The organism is Lysobacter sp. Soil_N_51 (genome assembly GCF_057655755.1).
Window position 1 is genome coordinate 45,184 of record NZ_JBDGLR010000009.1, and the last position, 17,412, is coordinate 62,595.

Genomic DNA, 17,412 nt, shown 5'->3' on the forward strand with positions numbered 1-17,412 from the left:
TAGCGGTCACAAGACCGGCAGACAGCGATCACGGCGCGCGGTTTTCGATTCCGGAAAATGACATTCACATGACGGCGCGGGCGCGCCGCGGCGCGTTCAATCGCGCAGCCGTCGCAGGCCATGGCATTGATCCAGCCACGCCAGCAAGGCGGCCAGCGCGCGGCGATGCGCCGCCGTGCCGCGCAGCAGTTCGCCCACCCGCGCGGTTTCGCCGTCATGCAGGCGCGCCAGCAACGCGCGTTCGACCGCCGCATCGCCCTGCACGCGCAGGCCATGGCCGTTGATCGCGAACTGCCAGGCATCGCGGTCGCGTCGCTGCAACACCCGCTCGCCGGACGCCAGGGCGATGCGTTGCGCCGGCATCAAGGCGCGCGTGCGCCGGCGCGGCGGCACCGGTTCGAAACCGCCGGCCGACAAGCGCTGCAACGACAGCGCGCCGATCCGCGTCGCCAACGCGCGCGGCTCGGTGAGTTGCGCGGTCAAGCGCCAGGCCTGCGCCAACGCCAGCGGCAATGCGTCGGCGAGTACGCCGTCGGCATCGACGGTATCGCGCGCGTTCACGGGCACCTCGTCGCGCATGAGCGCGCGCAACAGTTGCGCGGACGGATCGATCAGAGCATCGGCCTGGCCGATATCGACCAGCAGATCCTCCAGTTCGTACACCGGCCGGTGCTCGGTGCGCGGCACACCGAGATTGACGCTGGTGGTGACGCCGCCGCCGATGCTTTCGCCGACGTGGTAGTAATCGGCCGGCCAATACAGCACATCGCCGGGCTCGGCCTCGACCACGAACGAACCGGCCAGATGACCGCGGTAATCGGGCAAGGTCGACACCGCGTCGGCCCACGGCCTGGCGGTCCAGAAGCGCATGCGCTTGCGGCCCTCGACCGGGATCATGAAGGTCGCGAAGCGATCGCGATGCACGCCGACCGGGGTGGATTCGTAATTGCCGTGGAACAGCGTGGTGATCGCGCCGGTGATCGGCAGGCCGGCATGACGCCACAGCGGCGCGAAGAACGCGCGCTCGCTGCGCCACAGCGCGAATCGGTAGCTGTGGAAGGCACTGATCACCAGCGCATAGCGTCGCTCGCCGAGCGCGCCCAGCATGCGCTGGCGATACCCCAACATCGAGCCGTCTTCGCGTCGAGGCATCCATGGCGATGGATCGAGTTGTTGCAGGCGATCGAGCGTGACCAGGCTGTTGTCGGGTTCGCCGGGCAGGCGGCGACGGCTGCGCGCGGTCGCGGCCAGCGCGCTGCGGAATACCTCGTCCAGCGCGAACGGCCGGCCGTGGGCGACGCCCTTGAACAGCACCGGACGGCGGTCCCAGTCGTCGCGCACGAACGCGGCCCAGTCCAGCGATTCGCGCACGTGCAGGTCGGGAGCGGGCGATTGAGTCATTTGCGAATCCGCGCTCATGCGGCGTTCTCGCCGCTGCGCAGCACCGCGCGCAACGCGTACAGGCGTTGCAGCAGATCCAGCGCGCCGCGATCGACGCGGCCACGGCGTGGCGAGCGGCACAGGTCAGCGACGCGTTGCATGCGGCCGTCGCGCAGTTCGTCGAGCAATTGCTGCGCGCGCGGATGCTCGGGCATGGCGAAGACATGGCCGTTGATCGCCCACACCCAGCCGTCGCCGTCGCGCAGACGCAGCAGCGGGCTGCGCGGGTCCAGTTGCACGCAGTCGTCGCCGCGCAGGTTCGATTCGTCGCGCGGTGCCGGCACCGGTTCCAGCGCCCAGGCGCTGGCGCGCGCGGCCCAGGTCAGCCGCAACGCGCGCTCCAGGCCACCGCCTGTCACCGCGGCGGTCGCCGCTTCGCCCACCCGGGTCAACGGCGCGAGCGCGGCGATGCCATGACGCCCGGCGCGCGGCGGAAACGCCAGCATCGCCACGCGTTCGTCCGCGCCGAGCGTCTCGTCGACCTGTTCGGCGAGCAGGTTCTTGGCCGCGATCATCGCGTCGGCGGCGTGGGTGGGAATCGCCAAAGCCAGGCCGAGGGTCGCGCCGTCGTCGGCTTCTTCGTACCAACGACGTCCCGGCCAGCACAGCAACTCGCCGGGTTGCGCGCGCAGGACGTGATCGGGCGCGCGCTCGCGTTGCGGACGGCCGCGCCACAGCCGCACCTCGCTCGCGCCCAGCAGCGGCAGGCGTAAACACGCATGGCGCGGATCCAGGCGCGCGCCGAGCGTTTGCGGCTGCGCATTGCCTACCCACAACGCCGCGTCGACCGGCAAGGCGGGACAGCCGATCGTCGCGAACAAACCCGCGAGCAGATCGCGGGTGGCCGACCACAAGCGCTCATCCAGAAACAGCGGCTGGCTGACCCGCAACTGGAAACGCGCGCCGTGCAGGCGCTCGCGTACTCGCTGTACATAGGTCGCCGCATCGCGATCTTCGTCGCCCGGCAGCAGATCGCCGGGCGCTCGCATCAATCCGCCGTCCAGATAAAAGCGCACGTCCGGCAGCGCCATGAAGCGAGTGCCGGCGCGGAACGGTGCGACCGCCTGCACGATCAGAGCAAACGCGCGCTCGGGCGTGAGCCTGTGGGCGACACCCGGCAGGCAGCACGGGCGCCGGTCCCAGTGCGGCAGCAGCAGCGACCAATCGATCATGGTGCGCCCCGATCCGATGCGAACGTCGCGCGAATGCGTTCGGCGTACTCCGCCAGAGGTTCCAGGCCCATCTCGCGGCGGCGCGCATCGACCTGCGCCGGCCGTTCGATCGGACACGGCACCAGCGCCGAACCGCGGCGTCGGAACTTGGTGCCGAAGCATTGCCTGCGTCCGCGCTGCACGCGCAACGCATCGGTCAGATAGGCGAGATCGCGCAGGCTCATCTCGCCGTCGCGCGCGGCTTGCGCGATCAACTTCAGGCATCGGTCCTGGAACTCGCGCGGCCCATCGGCGTGCTGCAGCAATCGGCACGCGGCCGCCGCCGCGTCTTCGCCGACCAGGCTGCGACCGGGCCAGCCATGACGATCGACCACTTCGCGCAACCACGCCATCGCCGCTCGCACCTGCGTCTGCAATTGCGCTTCCAATGCGCTATCGCTGAAACCGCCGTCGCTCCACGGCGTGCGCAAGGCCGTATCGATGCGATCGATGCGCAACAGGCGTTCGCGAATCGCATCGGCATCGTCGAGTGCATCGTCGTCGGCAGACGCGGACGCAGCGGAGATCGCCTCGATCCGCAGCCCGATCGTCTCGCCGGCCCATCGGTACACCAGCCGCCGGTCTTCGCGCGGCCACTCGAACGCCACCTCGCCGTCCTGCGCGCCCTGCCATTGCAGACGCACGCCCAGGCGTGGGTCGTCGAGTTCGCCCAGCAGCCCGCCGCGCGCGCTCAACTCGGGCAGCACGTAGGCGACCGCATCGCGCAACGCGACGCCGAGCTGCAGCAGATCCCAGCTGTCGCCGGTCAACCACTGCGGCGATGGATTGATCTTGTCCGCCGCGCGCGGCTGCGCGCCGACCCGCTGCGTTGTCCAAGCCTGCGGTGGCGGCGCGAGCGCCAGCAGCGGCGCGTCGGACTGGATGCGGCGGAAGAAATACGGCACGTCGCCGCGCCGCAGCTGCACGCGTTCGCTGGCGCTGAAGACGGGCGCGGGCTCGTTCGATTCCGACGGCCCGGCAACCGTTGCAACGACGCCGAACGGGTCGCGCGCCAGCGCGTAATCAGCGGTCGCGCGCACCAGCACGCGGGTGTAACGGCCGCGCACCGCGCGACGCAGATCGCGCTGCACTTCGTCGCGGTGCAGATGCACCAGCATCCACAGATCAAACATGCCGCGCAGGAATTCCAACGGATGCGCGCCGTACCCCGCGCGGCCTTCGCGATCCACGACTAGGCTGCGCGCGTGCTCGCGCCGCCACGGACGCGCCGTCGCACGCAGTCGCTGCACGCCGTCGGCATCGTCGAAGAACGCCACCACTGGACCGTCGATCTCGCCCGTCAGCCTGCGCTCCAGCCCGGCCGGATAGCGGCCACGATCGCGCTCGCCGGTGACCAGGCCGGTGTCTTCCAGGCGCCGCGCCGGAAACAGACACACTTCCAGATCGACCGGAATCAGCATCGTCTCGCCGTCGCGTTCGCCGCACAGCACATTGCCCGGGCCGAGATCGACCAGACCGAAGCCGAAGCAGGCCGCGGCCAGGGAACCGGCGCGATGCCAGAACCGCCGCGCCTGCCGCGCCGGCAAGACCGTCGCATGCACGCGCCCGTGCGCGGCCGGCAAACGGCGATAACCGCCGGGCGGTTCGATCCATTCCTGCCACAGATAAGCCGCTCGGTCGGCGCCGCGCCCATGGAACACGCGCAGCGTAGGCAATCGGATCGCGCCCGAGGCCGGCGCCAAGCGGTTGAGCCGCGCGAACACGCCATCGCCATCGTGTTCGGCGAGAAAGGCGATTTCGCTGTCGGCCGGACGCGGTTTGTAAGCCAGCGCGCCGCCGCGTTCGAACTGCAAGCGCAGCACGCTCTGGCGGCCGTTATGGGTTTCCTCGGGATTGGCCCACAGCGCAACGACGCGGCCGTGGTAACCGTGACTGGCCAGCATGCCGCCGCGATGGTCGCGCGCGAGCCGGCGCAGGAACAGGCGCAGGAATTCGCGATGACGCTCGCCCAGCTCGCGCAGCCGCGACGGCACCCGGCGCCCGGCCAGGCAGATCAGCAAGGCATCGCGCACCACCGGCGCATGCAGCGCGCCGTTGTCGAGCGACAGCGCGGCGGCGGCGACCGTCGCGGCATGACGCCGCGCCAAGGCCGTGCAGTCGCGATCGAGCAGGTCGAGAAATTCGCCCCAGCGCCGCAGTCGTGGATCGCGCAAGGCGGCGCCGATGCGCGCCGCATCGCGCGGTCCTTTCCATGCGCCGGCCGATTGCAACAGTCCGTCGTCGTCGATGCGCACCCGCGGCGGCCACCACCACGCCTCGTCGTCGCGCGTGGCTAACGCGGCCAGCCAGCGGCGCAACACCGGCGATGCTTCGGGCGCGGCCGGTCCCGCATCGCGACCGGCCCGGACCGGCAGTTCGATCGACAAATCGCTCATCGCACTCCGCGGCGACGTCCATGTGCGGGGCGTCGACGCGCGTCGCGCGCGAGGACGGCGAACGCAACGCGGCCGGCGTCAGGCCGGCCGCGTTGCGGGTGATTCGCGCTCACCCGAGCCGATGCCGGCTCAGAGCAAGCAATAAATGCGGATGCAGGTGCGGGGGCGGAAGTTCGCCGCGCTCGGCGACTTGGTCTGCATTTCACCGATCTGCAAGGCGCCGGCCTTGCGCTTGGCCGGCAGCGGCTTCTGCGCGGTCGAGGCTTTCTTCATTTTCATGTGGCGTTCTCCGTAAGAGGTGGCGACCGACGGATCAGACGCAGTAGATGAAACGGCTGCAGCTGCGCGGCGCGTACTGGCCCTGTTGCGGGGCCTTCTTCTCGAACTGCGCGGGGGTGAGCTGCAACTTGGCGGCCGACGGCTTGGCCGCGGAAACGGCCTTCTGGGTGGTGGCGATCTGCTTCATACGAACTCTCCTTGAGACGACTCGTTGTCTGCGCGGAGCGCCGGCGGCGCGGCCGCGAACGATATGCCTGACGGTGATGAACACGCGGTAGCGCGATCGCCGGAAGGCACTTCGACTCTAGCCGAAGCATTCGCGGCGACTGTTTTTATCTGTCCAATCCGTGAGCCGGTTCTCACGACGCGGCCTGCGTCTGAACCCACGCAAACGAACGTCGCGAACCGCGAACGCAAAAAAACCGCTTGAAAACAGCGCGATCGAGCCGCTCGGACGATCGGCCGCCGCGGCCGGAAATTGTGCGCTTGCAACAAGAACCGGCGACTGGTGGCGAACCCACCGCGCAAGGCTTAACCGTTCATCACGTCGGCGCCCGTGACGCGAGCGCCGCGCTTACTTCAGGCGCGACAGCATCCGCCGGTTGCCGGTCAGTTTCGCCCAGCGCGCGCCGATATCGCTCATGCACACGTAGGCCGCTTCGCCGGCCAGCCGCAGCAGCATGCGCGGCCCCAGTTCCAGCCGCGGCTCGGCCGCGCACAGTTCCCAGTCGTAGCCCAGATGACGCGCGAACCAGGCGCAGCGCGCGAGGTGATAGCGGCTGCTGAGCAAGGTCACCCGCGAGCGCATGCCGTCGCCGAGCACGACCCGCGCGTTGCGCAGGTTCTGCAGGGTGTCGCGCGAATCCTGTTCCAGCCGCAGCGGCGCGTCGTCGCCCAGGCCACGCGCGACCAGGCCGCGACGCGCGAGTTCGGCCTCGCTCGGTTCGCCGATCGGGCCGCCGCCGAGCAGCAGCATGCTGTGCGGCGGACGCTCGCGCCACAGCGATACGGTGCGGTCCAGGCGGGCTTCGAAATCGCGGTCGATGCGACCGCCCGGCGCGTGCTTGCCGAACAGCAGCACGCATTCGCCGCGTTCGGGCCGGCACGGCGCGTTGCGCGCGACCCGCAACACGTGCAGGAAATAACCGAAGTAAACCAATCCGGCGCTGAGCACGCACACCGCGCCGGTCACCACCGCGACATGCAGGATGTCGCGATCGCCGAACAATGCGATGCGGTGGGCGGTGCGGGTGGTCACGGCGGTGGAATCGATGCGGAAGAAAGTAAGGATGGATCGATCCGGCGAATGCGCCGGGCCGCTGCGAAGATGGGGACGGTCGGCCACGATCGCGATGACGCGACCGGCCCTGCCATCGCGGATCGCAACCGCGTCGCCGCGAGCCGGCGCCGACGATGAACAAGCCCGCGCCCCTTCACGACGCACCCGGCATGATACTCGCCATCGCCGTCGCGGCCGGCCGCTGCGGCCGCTTGGCTATACTCCGGCCCTCACCGCCAGCAACGACACACACCGATAGTGCTATCCAACGTCTCACCGATGCCGCCCCTGGCGATCCGCGCCTACACCGCGACCACCGCCCTCGGCCGCGGCCTCGATGCCCAGATCCGCGCCCTGCGCGAGCGTCGCAGCGGCCTGCGCCGCAACGATTTCGCCCCGCTGGCGACGGGCGAGGCGCCGCTGGATTGCTGGATCGGCCGGGTCGAAGGGGTCGAAGAGGCGGCGCTGCCGGCGCATCTGGCCTCGTGGGAATGCCGCAACAACCGCCTGGCCTGGCTGAGCCTGCAGCCCGACGGCCTGCCCGAGGCGATCGCCGCCGCGGTCGCGCGCCACGGCGCCGGACGGGTCGCGGTGATCGTCGGCACCTCGACCTCCAGCATCGGCGCGACCGAGGAAGCCTATGCGCGGCTGGAGGGCGAGGATCGGCATTTCCCCACCGACCTGCGCCGTCCGCTGCTGCATACCCCGCATTCGCTCGGCGCCTTCGTCGCCGCCGCCACCGGCTTGAACGGCCCGTGCGTGACCGTCGCCACCGCCTGTTCGTCCAGCGCCAAGGTGTTCGCTCAGGCCGCGCGGCTGATCCATGCCGGCCTGGCCGACGCGGCCCTGGTCGGCGGCGTCGACACCTTGTGCGGCAGCGTGCTGTTCGGCTTCAACTCGCTGCAGTTGGTGTCGAACGAGCCGTGCCTGCCGTTCGATGCGCACCGCGTCGGCCTGTCGCTCGGCGAGGCCGGCGGGTTCGCCGTGCTCGAACGCTGCGACGCCGACGAAGCGCCCGGCTCGCTGCAATTGCGCGGTTACGGCGAATCCAGCGACGCCCACCACATGTCCTCGCCGCACCCCGAAGGCCTCGGCGCGCGGCTGGCGATGATCGATGCGCTGGCGCGCGCCGGCATCGGCGCCGAGCGCGTCGGCTATCTGAACCTGCACGGCACCGCGACCCCGGCCAACGACCAGATCGAAGCGTTCGCGGTGGCGTCGCTGTTCCCGCCGACGCTGCATGCCAGTTCGACCAAAGGCTGGACGGGGCATACGCTCGGCGCGGCCGGCATCGTCGAATCGGCGATCGCGTTGCTTGCGCTGCAGCACGGCCACTTGCCCGGCATCCTCAACAGCCGCGTGCCCGATCCGGCCAACGGCCCGCAGATTCGCTTCGACAACGCCGACGCAACGATCGATTACGCCATGAACAATTCCTTCGGCTTCGGCGGCAACAACTGCTCGCTGGTGTTCGCGCGCGCATGAGCGGTTCCCGTCAGACTCCGGTCGTGTTGAGCGCGGTGATCGAAGGCATCGGCTACTGGAGCCGCGGCCTGCCCTCGTGGGACGCCGCGCGCGCCTATGCGCTGGGCGGCGCGGAGGTCGCCGATGCGCCGTCGCGGCCATCGCCGCTGCTGCTCGCCGCCAACGAACGCCGCCGCGCGCCGGAAACGGTCGCGGTCGCGCTCGATGTCGCCCTCGCCGCCTGCCAGGCGGCCGGCCGCGATCCGGCCGCGTTGCCGTCGGTGTTCGCCTCCAGCCACGGCGACATGGCGATCACCGACTACATGTGCGCCACCCTGGCCAGCGAACCGCGCACGATCTCGCCGACGCGTTTCCACAATTCGGTGCACAACGCCGCCGCCGGCTACTGGACCATCGGCGCCGGCGCGCTGCGCCCGGCGACCGCGCTCAGCGCGCTCGACGCCAGCTTCGCCCAGGGCCTGATCGAAGCGCTGGCGCAACTCGCCGCCGGCGACGACGCGGTGTTGTTGGTCGGTTACGACGGCGCCGCGACCGGACCGTTGGCGCAGGTCGCCGCCAGCCGCGGTTTGCTCGGCGCGGCGCTGGTGCTCGCGCGGCCGGACCGTCACGGCGCGACCGCCGGCCCGTTGCTGCGCGCCTGGCTCCGCGAGGGCGAAGCCGGCGGCGGCGACGGCAAGCTGTCCGCCCGCGAAACCGGCAACGCCAGCGCGGCGATGCTGCCCTTGTTCGACGCCCTCGCCGCGCGCCATGATCGCCTCGCGTTGCCGGCAGGCGCCGGCCGCATTTTGCAGGTGGAATTGGCCCATGACTGATCTCGCCTCGTCGCCAGGACGCGACCCCGCTTCGCCGGCCACGGCGCCGGAGCGTGTCCGTCCCGCGCGACTGGACCGCAACAACATCGCCGTGGTGATTCCCGCTCTCAACGAGGCCTTGCGCATCCGCGAGGTGGTCGAAGGCGCGCTGGCCCAATGCGCCAACGTGATCGTGATCGACGACGGTTCCGACGACGGCACCGGCGAACGCATCGCCGATCTGCCGGTCACCGTGCTACGGCATGCGCAACGCCAGGGCAAGGGCGCCAGCCTGCGCGACGGCTTCGCCGAAGCGCAGCGGCGCGGCTTCCTGGCGGTGATCACCATGGACGGCGACGGCCAACATTCGGCCGAAGACATCCCGCGCCTGATCGACAGCGGCAACCGCCATCCGGGCCATATCGTGATCGGCGCGCGCCTGCGCAAACGCGCGGCGCAACCGACCTATCGCCGGCTGGCCAACAACTTCGGCGATTGGGGCGTGGCCTGGGGCACCGGGTATCAGGTCGCCGACAGCCAGAGCGGCCAGCGCCTGTACCCGGCCGAGGTGATCGCGCTGCGCGACGTGCCCGGCGAGGACTTCGTGTTCGAAGCGCAGATCCTGATGTCGGCCGCGCAGCAGTTGGGAACGCGCTGCGTGTCGGTGCCGATCGAATCGCGCTACAACAGCGACGCCTCCGACGAACAATTCCGCGCCAGCCACTTCAAGCCGCTGCGCGATTTCAGCCGCATCACCTCGCACATCGTGCTGCAGTGCCTGCGCCGTGGCGGCGTGCCCGACATGTACCGCAGCATCCGCGCCAACCCGCCGCTGATCGACGACCCGACCGGCGAGTTCGCTGTGATGGGCGATAAGGTTCACGCGAATACGCGGTGAGCTAGTCGAGTTGCAAACGCAGCGCCGCACGCAACGCGTTGCAGCCGCAAATTACCAAGCGCCTGTGCCTTTCCCCCCTTTGTAAAAGGGGGGCTGGGGAGATTCGCTTTTGCCCTTGCTTCAAAGCGAAAAGCAAAAGCTCAAATCCCTCGCATCCGCTGCGCGGATGCCGCCCCCTTTTTCTAAAGTGGGCAAAAGCAAAGCAACAGCGCGACTATCGACATCGTATTGCTCATGCTCGTCGTATCGCTCGTGCGCAACGAAGTTTGCACAGTCGTGTTCGAGCTGCTTCGCTCCTGCTGCATCGCTGTTACTGCTCTGCTGTTAACGCTTCTTACCGCTCCGCCTGCACCGCTCTGCCCTACCGCTGCTTGAGCCAACCGCCGCGCCTCACTCGCGCGGCGGAACCGGCGCCATCGGCCCCTGCGGGCCGCGATCGCTCATCGGCGGCGGATTGAGCACATAGATCGCGGTGCCGCGCGCGAATTTCTGCCTCGGGCTGATGCTGACGCCGACACCCCCACCGCTGAAATGACGACCGCCGCCGTAACTGCCGCCGCCCGCGCCCAGGCTTACACCGGTGCCGCCAGCACTGTCTTCGGTGCCCTGGAACAACACCCCGTTGGCGCCGAGCTTGGCCGCCTCGACGCGCAACTTGTCGAGCACCGAATTCATCTTGTTCTGCTCGCCGTAGGTGAACGCGCCGCTATTGCTCTGCAACAGCGCGATTTCCTCGTAACGGCTCGGCGGCGGGGCGAAATACACCCGCACCTGCTCCACCGGCACCGGCGGTCGCGGCTGCCCGGTCAGCACGTGGGAACTGGCGCAGGCCGCCAGCAGGGAGACAAATGCGATGAGAATCAATGATCTAAGCATGATATGGCTCCAATCCCCGGACCACCCCATGCTACGCCCAGACGAGGGCGGGTAATACAACCCGGCGGCCGGGTGTTCCACCCGGGCCCATACAGATGAGCAGGCGTCGATCCGACCGCGCATCGGCAATCACCCGTCCTCGCACGCGACCTCGTCCGCTTACGTGAGTCTCCTGCGCGCCATGACCGCGACCGGCGAATACCCGCGACAGCGCATCGGGCGCGGCGCGGGTCGACGCCGCGCTTGCAAAGCAATCTCCTCAGCCCATCGCGCCGTTGATTCCGATCACCTGGCCGTTGATGTAACCGGCCTGTTCGCTGCACAGGAAGCTCACCAATGCCGCGACTTCCTCGACCCGTCCGGCGCGTCCGGCCGGCACCATCTGCTTGATCGCTTCGGGCGGAAACGCCTGCGCGGCCATGCGGCCTTCGATGACTCCGGGCGCGACCACGTTGACGGTGATGCCGCGGCTGGCCATTTCACGAGCCAGCGATTTGCTCGCACCGTGCAGGCCGGCCTTGGCCGCGGCGTAATTGGTCTGGCCACGATTGCCCAGCACCGCCGCCACCGACGACACGCTGACGATGCGGCCCCAGCGCGTGCGCGCCATCGGCAGCAGCAACGGCTGGGTGACGTGGAAGAAGCCGTGCAGCGATACGTCGATCACTCGTTTCCACTGCGCATCGCTCATCCCCGCCATCGGCGCGTCGTCGTGGATGCCGGCGTTGTTGACCACGCCCTGGATCGGGCCGGCCTCGAGCAAGCCTTCGATCGCCGCGCGCGCGGCCTCGCCGTCGGCGACGTCGAACGCGATCGCCTCGGCTTCGCCGCCGCTGTCGCGGATCTGCGCGACCACTGCCTGCGCGCGCTCGAGATGGCCGTTGGCGTGCACGATCACCCGCCAGCCGTCGGCGGCCAGGCGCGCGCAGATCGCGCCGCCGAGATCGCCGCTGCCGCCGGTGACCAAGGCGCGGCGCGCGGAATTGACAGACTCGGGCATGCGGACGGCTCCGTGGACGGTAGCCGATTGTCCCCGTCCCGCCGCCGCGACGGAAGCGGCGCGGAACGGGGACCCGCCGGAAACGGTGCGCGACGGTCGCTGGGGGGCGAAGCTCCGGCGCGCGCCGATCAGTACTGCGGTCGGTCGTCCGGATGCGGCGGCTGATCGCTGCGTCCGTGCAGCGACTGGCCCGGAGTGAACGTATGCGTGAACACCCGGCCTTCGCCGTCGCAGGCCAGTTCCTGCACGCCGCGCCACATCGCCCACTCGCGGGTGTCGTCCTCATCGCCGCGCTCGTCCTCGCCGTCGACGACCACCACGCACCACTCCAGCGTGCGTCGCGCATACGGCTGCAGCCGCATGCACGACAAGGCCGGGAAGTCGAGTTCGGTCCGACCGCTATCGACCGTGCTGTCCAGCCACGACTGGAACACCGGCAGATCCGTGCCGAACAAACGGTGCATGTCGACCCAGGTGTCCTGCGGAACATCGCGGTCGTCGTGGCGATCGTTGCGCTCGAACCAGGCCAGCCGCGCGCCGCGACGCTGGTTTAGCCGGACCCGCAGGGTGAAGCGATGGCCGACCTGCGCTTCGTCGTGATGCAGGCTCAGATCGTCGAAATGGAATTGCATGGGCATGGGACCGGTCCTCGGCGAGCACGCGGCGTGAGCGTGTTTGCCGGGAGGAACGCATCAGGGGTAGTCCTGTGAAGGCATCGCCCGAATCTGAAATGCAATCGCCGCATCCCACCATCGATCGCCGCGAGGTCTTTTGTGGGAGGGGCTTCAGCCCCGACGCTCTTGTTTCAGATCGCCGGACCGGAAGGCCACTTGTGCCGAGATTGAACAGCGCAGCGATCCGAGCGAAAAGCGTCGGGGCTCAAGCCCCTCCCACAAAAGATTTCGCAATATGCGATCGCGCTGGCGGATCAGTCCGGCCGCGCCATCACCGCCGCGCGCCCCTGCGCGATCGGCTCGCCGGCATGGCGGATCTCGAATTCGTACTGCCAGCTCTCGCCGGTATCGATCAACTTGCGCGCGACGCCTTCGAGCGCGCCCGGCAAATCGTCGATGCGCGCGACCTGCAATTGCACCCCGCGCAGCGCGACCAGCACGCCGGGCCGGATCGCCGCGCCGTCGCGCGCGGCCAACAGGCCGCCATGCACGGCCATGGTCTGCGCGCCGTACTCGCACAGATGCACCGCGTGCAGACGCTGCGCATGCCGCAATGGATGCGCCGGATCGCGATGGCCGTGGCTAAGCAGCACGATGCGCTCGTCGTCCCATTCGACGACTTCTTCCCACAGGCACATCAGGCCCTGATGCGGAATCAGCGCGGCGATCGCCTCACGCGTGCGCATCGCTGGCCTCCGCATCTTCGGCAACGGACATCGCGGTCGGCTCGCGCACGATCAGCAACGCGAGCACGAAGTTGAACGCCACGCCCAATGCCACGGTGGCGCCGATCGCGCGCAGCACCGGGATCGAGGACAGGCCGAGCAGGGCGAACACCAGCAGCGTCGTCAGGCTGCACACGATCACCGCGTGCAAGGTGCGCAGTTGTTCGGCGCGGTCGTCGCCGGCGTGGTCGAAGAACAATGCGTAGTCCAGGCCCAGGCCGGCGGCGAGGATCAGCGAGACCAAGTGGAATAGATTCAATTCCACGCCCAAGCCGCGCAACACCGCGAGGATCAGCAAGGTGGTCAAGGCCATCGGCGCGAGCACGCGCAACACGCGTCGCGGCGAGCGCAGCGCGATCCACACCGCGGCGGCGAGCAACACACCGGCCAGCCCCAGGGCCAGCAACACCCGGCCGCGGTATTCGGCGACCAACGACTCCGATGCCTGCTTGAGATCTAGCAATTGGCCACCGTGTTTGCGCACGACCTCGGCGACCGCGGCCGGATCGTGCAGGCCGCTCAGCGATACCAGCGCGGTGGCGTGATCGCCGCGTTGCAACAGCAGACCGTCGACGCTGACCGCCAGCGGCGTGTCGGCCAGATCGCGCGGGGTCAGCGGCGGCGCATGCCGCGCGCGTTCGACATCGGCAAGGAAATCGGCGAAGGCGTCGCTGCGGAACGGGGTCGCCGCGACCGCGCTGTCGAGCGCGGCGCGCAGGCTCGACGCGTCGGGCAACAGGCGTTGGCGTTCGCGCTGGGTCTTGATGCTCGGCAGGTAGCGCGCGGCCAGATCGTATCCGGCGATCGCGCCGCGCTGGCGCAGCAGCGGCAGCTCCGGCAGCAGCGCTTCGGACGCCTGCAACGCGGCCTCGGCGTCGCGGCCTTCGATGGCGATGATGTAACGCACGTCCGGCGCGCCGAGTTCGCCGCGCAATTGCGCGTCGCGCGCCAGCGCCGCGTCCGGCACCGGGGTCAGCTTGGCCAGATCGTTCTGCCAGAACGCGCCCGGCACGAACAGGATCACCGCCAGGGCCAGCGCCGCGATCAGCGACACGCTGGTCACGCCCAGGCGCGGCCAGCGCGCGAGCGCGCTCCACACCCGCGCCAAGCGCACCGAGGTGGCGACATCGCGCGGCGCCGGATCGATCAGGGCCGGCAACACGAACCGCGTCGCCAGCGCGGCGGTGGCGAGGCCGACGATGGTGAACACCGCGAGCTGCTGCAAGCCGTCGACACCGGACACGAAGAACGTCAAATAGGCGATGCAGGTCGAAGCCACGCCGGTGCCGAGCGTCGGCCACAGACTGCGCGCGCTGGCCCATGGCGACAGCCCGGGCCGCTGATGACTGAACAAGTGGATCGGGTAATCCTGGACCACGCCGATCAAGGTGAAACCGAACGCGACGGTGATGCCATGCACGCCGTCGAAGATCGCCGCGACCGCGCCCAATCCGGCCAGGCCCGCGGTCGCCAGCGGCAGGCCGCCGATCAACGGCGCCTTCCAACTGCGATACGCGAGCCACAGCAGCGCGATGAACACCAGGCTGTCGATGCTGCCGATCAGGCTGGCTTCGCGCTGGGTGCGGCCGCCGATCTCGACCGAGAACGCGCCCGGCCCGCTGATGGTGATGCGCGATGCGCTGGTGCCACGTGCCTGTTCGAATGCGCCGCGGATGGCATCGATCGCGCTTTGCTGACCGGTCGGATCGAACCCGGCCGCGCGCGTTTCCACCGCCAGCAAGGCCTGCTTGCCGGCGCGATCGAACCACACGCCGTCGAGGGTCTGCGGCGCTTGCGCCGGTTGCCAGGCTTCGGCCAGGCGCAGCATTTCCAGGGTCGGATCGCTGGCCAACAATGGCTCGATCAATTCGCCGGCCGGCGAGCCCAGATCCTGCACGCGGGTGTCGAGTTGGTCGCGCAGATAGGCCGCGTCCAGCGGCTGATCGTCGAACGTCGGAGTCAGCAGGTATCGATAGGGACGCAGCCGCTCGGGCACCGACTCCAGACCGAAGCCGGCGCCGTTGGCGACCAGCTTGAATTGCGGTTGCGCGCTCAGACGTTCGCGCAGCGCCGTCGATTGCGCGGCCAGCGCGGCCGGTTCGTCGCCTTCGAGCGCGATCAGCAGCAGGCGCGAGCCCGGGCCTTCGCCGAGTTCGTCGATCAGCAGTTTCTGCGCGGGCGTCTGCGCGCTCGGCATGAACCGGCGCAGATCGCCGCTGAGTTTGAGCTGGCTGCCGATCGCCCAGCCGGCCAGCGCGAGCAGCGCCAGCCACAGCAGGGCGAAGCCGATCCGACGCGCGGGCGTCATCAACGCGCGGCGCCGTGGCCGCGGCACAACGCGGCGAGCCGGCTCGCATCGTCGATGCCGGCGGCTTCGCGCGCGGCGCTGCTGAGCAAGGTGCGCTGTTGTTCGTTGCCGCGGGCCGGGCGGGTTTCGATGCAACGCAGTTCATCGTCGCGGCCGAGCAGCACGATCTCGCGGACGCGCGCGGCGACCTTGGCGTCCTTCGGCGTCATCGTGATCGTCCACTGCCGCCGGGTTCCCACCGCGCTCAAGCGATAGTGCTGTTCGAGCGCGGCACGATCGCCGCCGAGCAGCGCGCCGAAACTGGCCTGCAACGCGACCAGTTCGGGCGCGCGCGACAGCGAGAATTTCTTTGCCGGTTTACCAGCGCGGGCGATGCTGACCTCGCCCTGGCCCGGCTGCGCGCCGCTGCGGATGGTCGTGGTCTCGACGTAGGGCGCGCGCACTTCGCGCACCAGGGTCGCGGCATCGGGCCGGCGGTATTCGCCGGACACGCGCAGCGGCGCCTTGAGCAGGGCCGAGCCGCGCATTTCGACGAAATCGGTGCGCGCCGGAATCGGCTGGGCCAGGCGCGGCAGGATCAGGTTCGCATCGGCCGGCGCGTCGGGCGCCGGCAGCGACGACGCGGCGGTCTGCGCCAGCGCGACCTCAGTAACCGGAGCGGCGTGCAGCGACCCGACGCTGGACATCAGCGCCAACGCCAGCGTCAGGCAGTGCTTGTTGGGGGTCATCGGCATGCCAGAAATCGTAGAAGTTGAACCAGTTGTAAGGCGCGCTGCGGGCGTGAGCCTGCAGGCGCTCGGCGTAGCGCTGGACCAGCGCGGCGAGGATCGCCGGACGGTTATGCCGCTCCATCGCCACACCTTCGCTGAACGTTTCGAACACCAGGTCGTAGTGCGAACCGCCGCGGTACAGGCCGAAGCCCAGCACCACCGGCAGTTTCAGCGCCGCCGCGATCAGCCACGGCGCGGTCGGGAACTGCGCGCTCGCGCCGAGGAACGAGGCGCTGGTCGACGGCTCACCGGGCGCGGCGCGGTCGACCAGCAGCGCGACCAGCGCGCCTTCGTCGGTGGCCTGCTTGATCGCGAACACGATCGACGGCCCGTCCTGGCCGGCGTCGATGACGTTGCGCGCGATCTGCGGATCCATCGCATCGAGCAACTGGGTGAGTTGCGGGTTGTGGGCGCGATCGAGCACCACCCGCACCTTCAGATCCGGCCGTTGCCGCGCGAGCACGCGCAGCGCCTCGAAGCTGCCCAGGTGCGAGCCGAACAGCAGCATGCCTTGGCCGCGGTCGAGCTGGCGGTCGATCGGTTCCAGGCCGCTGATGTCGACGTCGAACCGGTCCATGCCGCGACTGAGCATGTACACGCGGTCGAGGATGGTCGCGGCGAAGGTGTGGATGTGGCGGGCGACATCGAACAAGCTCGGCGGGCGATCGAGCACCCGCGCCAGGTACGCGCGCGAGGCGCGTCGCTCGGGACCGCGCACGATCAGGAAGTAGGCGACGATCGGGTACAGCGTGAGCCGCGCGATCGAGCGGCCGCCGTTGCTGGCGATGAAGCGGATCAGATGGAAGGCGAAACGGCTGCCGCCTTCGGGGCGTTGCTTCCAATGCGAGTCGTTCATACTGGTTCGTCCGTGGCGGTCGCTGAAGCGGACGGCGGCTCGGCGACGATCTCGCCGCTGGCCAACAGCTCGCCCGCATGCAGCACGCGAAACCGCCAGCGCGCCGCGCCGAGCGTGTCCAGTTCGATCTGCGCCGACTGCTCCGGCAGCAACGGCCGCAGGAACTTCACCTGCGGCAGACGCAACCCGCTCAGCGGCCCGTGCAGCGCTTCGACCGCTTCGATCGCCCGATCCAGCAGCACCACGCCGGGCACCAGCGGGCGGCCCGGAAAGTGGCCCGGCAGGCAGGGATGATCGGCGGCGAGGGCGAACGGCATGATGCGGACAGGCTACGGCGCGGCTGGTGAAGCCGAAGGATAAAGCAGGCGCCCGGAAAGCGTGACGAAATCCTGCAGTTTGCCGATCAGCTCCCTCTCCGGCTTGC

At 69.5% G+C, this 17,412-nt stretch carries 17 protein-coding genes; 3 read left to right on the top strand and 14 right to left on the bottom strand.

Annotated elements, in window-relative coordinates:
• Window positions 1-96: 96 nt before the first annotated feature.
• From AC3A4T_RS17895 to AC3A4T_RS17920, 6 genes are all read right to left on the bottom strand, one after another.
• On the bottom strand, window positions 97-1,401 hold the full coding sequence (locus tag AC3A4T_RS17895; RefSeq protein ID WP_487676604.1) for a JmjC domain-containing protein: 1,305 nt from the start codon (window positions 1,399-1,401) through the stop codon (window positions 97-99).
• A 14-nt stretch (window positions 1,402-1,415) separates the two neighbouring features.
• Window positions 1,416-2,612, bottom strand: coding sequence for a hypothetical protein (locus AC3A4T_RS17900; RefSeq protein WP_487676605.1), 1,197 nt, complete (start codon window positions 2,610-2,612; stop codon window positions 1,416-1,418).
• Entirely contained in the window at window positions 2,609-5,047 is a 2,439-nt protein-coding gene (locus AC3A4T_RS17905; protein ID WP_487676606.1) for a DUF6624 domain-containing protein, read from the bottom strand. Before AC3A4T_RS17905 ends, AC3A4T_RS17900 begins: the two co-directional genes overlap by 4 nt.
• Before the next feature lie 129 nt (window positions 5,048-5,176).
• Window positions 5,177-5,326 (bottom strand): hypothetical protein, encoded by a 150-nt coding sequence (locus AC3A4T_RS17910; RefSeq protein ID WP_487676607.1) that lies wholly within the window; start codon window positions 5,324-5,326, stop codon window positions 5,177-5,179.
• A 34-nt stretch (window positions 5,327-5,360) separates the two neighbouring features.
• A complete protein-coding gene (locus tag AC3A4T_RS17915; RefSeq protein ID WP_157476530.1) occupies window positions 5,361-5,513 on the bottom strand; it encodes a hypothetical protein in 153 nt (50 codons plus the stop codon).
• A 387-nt stretch (window positions 5,514-5,900) separates the two neighbouring features.
• Entirely contained in the window at window positions 5,901-6,584 is a 684-nt protein-coding gene (locus tag AC3A4T_RS17920; RefSeq protein ID WP_487676608.1) for a YdcF family protein, read from the bottom strand.
• A gap of 300 nt (window positions 6,585-6,884) precedes the next feature.
• Between AC3A4T_RS17920 and AC3A4T_RS17925 the strand changes: the two genes are divergently transcribed.
• The 3 genes from AC3A4T_RS17925 to AC3A4T_RS17935 are packed head-to-tail and all read left to right on the top strand — an operon-like array spanning window position 6,885 to window position 9,779.
• Entirely contained in the window at window positions 6,885-8,090 is a 1,206-nt protein-coding gene (locus AC3A4T_RS17925) for a beta-ketoacyl-[acyl-carrier-protein] synthase family protein (RefSeq protein ID WP_487676609.1), read from the top strand.
• A gap of 23 nt (window positions 8,091-8,113) precedes the next feature.
• A complete protein-coding gene (locus tag AC3A4T_RS17930; protein WP_487676866.1) occupies window positions 8,114-8,902 on the top strand; it encodes a beta-ketoacyl synthase chain length factor in 789 nt (262 codons plus the stop codon).
• Window positions 8,895-9,779: a glycosyltransferase family 2 protein gene (locus AC3A4T_RS17935; RefSeq protein ID WP_487676610.1), complete on the top strand. Its 885-nt coding sequence runs from the start codon at window positions 8,895-8,897 to the stop codon at window positions 9,777-9,779. Before AC3A4T_RS17930 ends, AC3A4T_RS17935 begins: the two co-directional genes overlap by 8 nt.
• Window positions 9,780-10,169: 390 nt before the next feature.
• Here AC3A4T_RS17935 and AC3A4T_RS17940 read toward each other — a convergent pair whose 3' ends face one another.
• From AC3A4T_RS17940 to AC3A4T_RS17975, 8 genes are all read right to left on the bottom strand, one after another.
• Entirely contained in the window at window positions 10,170-10,655 is a 486-nt protein-coding gene (locus AC3A4T_RS17940; protein ID WP_157476528.1) for a DUF4156 domain-containing protein, read from the bottom strand.
• Between the two features lie 259 nt (window positions 10,656-10,914).
• The gene (fabG, locus tag AC3A4T_RS17945; RefSeq protein ID WP_487676611.1) at window positions 10,915-11,655 is read right to left on the bottom strand and encodes a 3-oxoacyl-ACP reductase FabG; all 741 of its coding nucleotides are present in this window, start codon (window positions 11,653-11,655) and stop codon (window positions 10,915-10,917) included.
• 128 nt (window positions 11,656-11,783) lie between these two features.
• Complete coding sequence (locus AC3A4T_RS17950; RefSeq protein WP_487676612.1) at window positions 11,784-12,293, bottom strand: hypothetical protein; 510 nt, start codon at window positions 12,291-12,293, stop codon at window positions 11,784-11,786.
• A gap of 290 nt (window positions 12,294-12,583) precedes the next feature.
• The gene (locus tag AC3A4T_RS17955; RefSeq protein WP_487676613.1) at window positions 12,584-13,015 is read right to left on the bottom strand and encodes a hotdog family protein; all 432 of its coding nucleotides are present in this window, start codon (window positions 13,013-13,015) and stop codon (window positions 12,584-12,586) included.
• Window positions 13,002-15,362, bottom strand: coding sequence for an MMPL family transporter (locus AC3A4T_RS17960; protein ID WP_487676614.1), 2,361 nt, complete (start codon window positions 15,360-15,362; stop codon window positions 13,002-13,004). The genes AC3A4T_RS17955 and AC3A4T_RS17960 overlap by 14 nt, the downstream gene beginning before the upstream one ends.
• The gene (locus AC3A4T_RS17965) at window positions 15,362-16,048 is read right to left on the bottom strand and encodes a LolA-related protein (RefSeq protein ID WP_487676867.1); all 687 of its coding nucleotides are present in this window, start codon (window positions 16,046-16,048) and stop codon (window positions 15,362-15,364) included. The genes AC3A4T_RS17960 and AC3A4T_RS17965 overlap by 1 nt, the downstream gene beginning before the upstream one ends.
• Window positions 16,008-16,988: a lysophospholipid acyltransferase family protein gene (locus AC3A4T_RS17970; protein ID WP_487676615.1), complete on the bottom strand. Its 981-nt coding sequence runs from the start codon at window positions 16,986-16,988 to the stop codon at window positions 16,008-16,010. Before AC3A4T_RS17970 ends, AC3A4T_RS17965 begins: the two co-directional genes overlap by 41 nt.
• Window positions 16,985-17,305, bottom strand: coding sequence for an ApeI family dehydratase (locus AC3A4T_RS17975; protein ID WP_487676616.1), 321 nt, complete (start codon window positions 17,303-17,305; stop codon window positions 16,985-16,987). The genes AC3A4T_RS17970 and AC3A4T_RS17975 overlap by 4 nt, the downstream gene beginning before the upstream one ends.
• Between the last annotated feature and the right edge of the window lie 107 nt (window positions 17,306-17,412).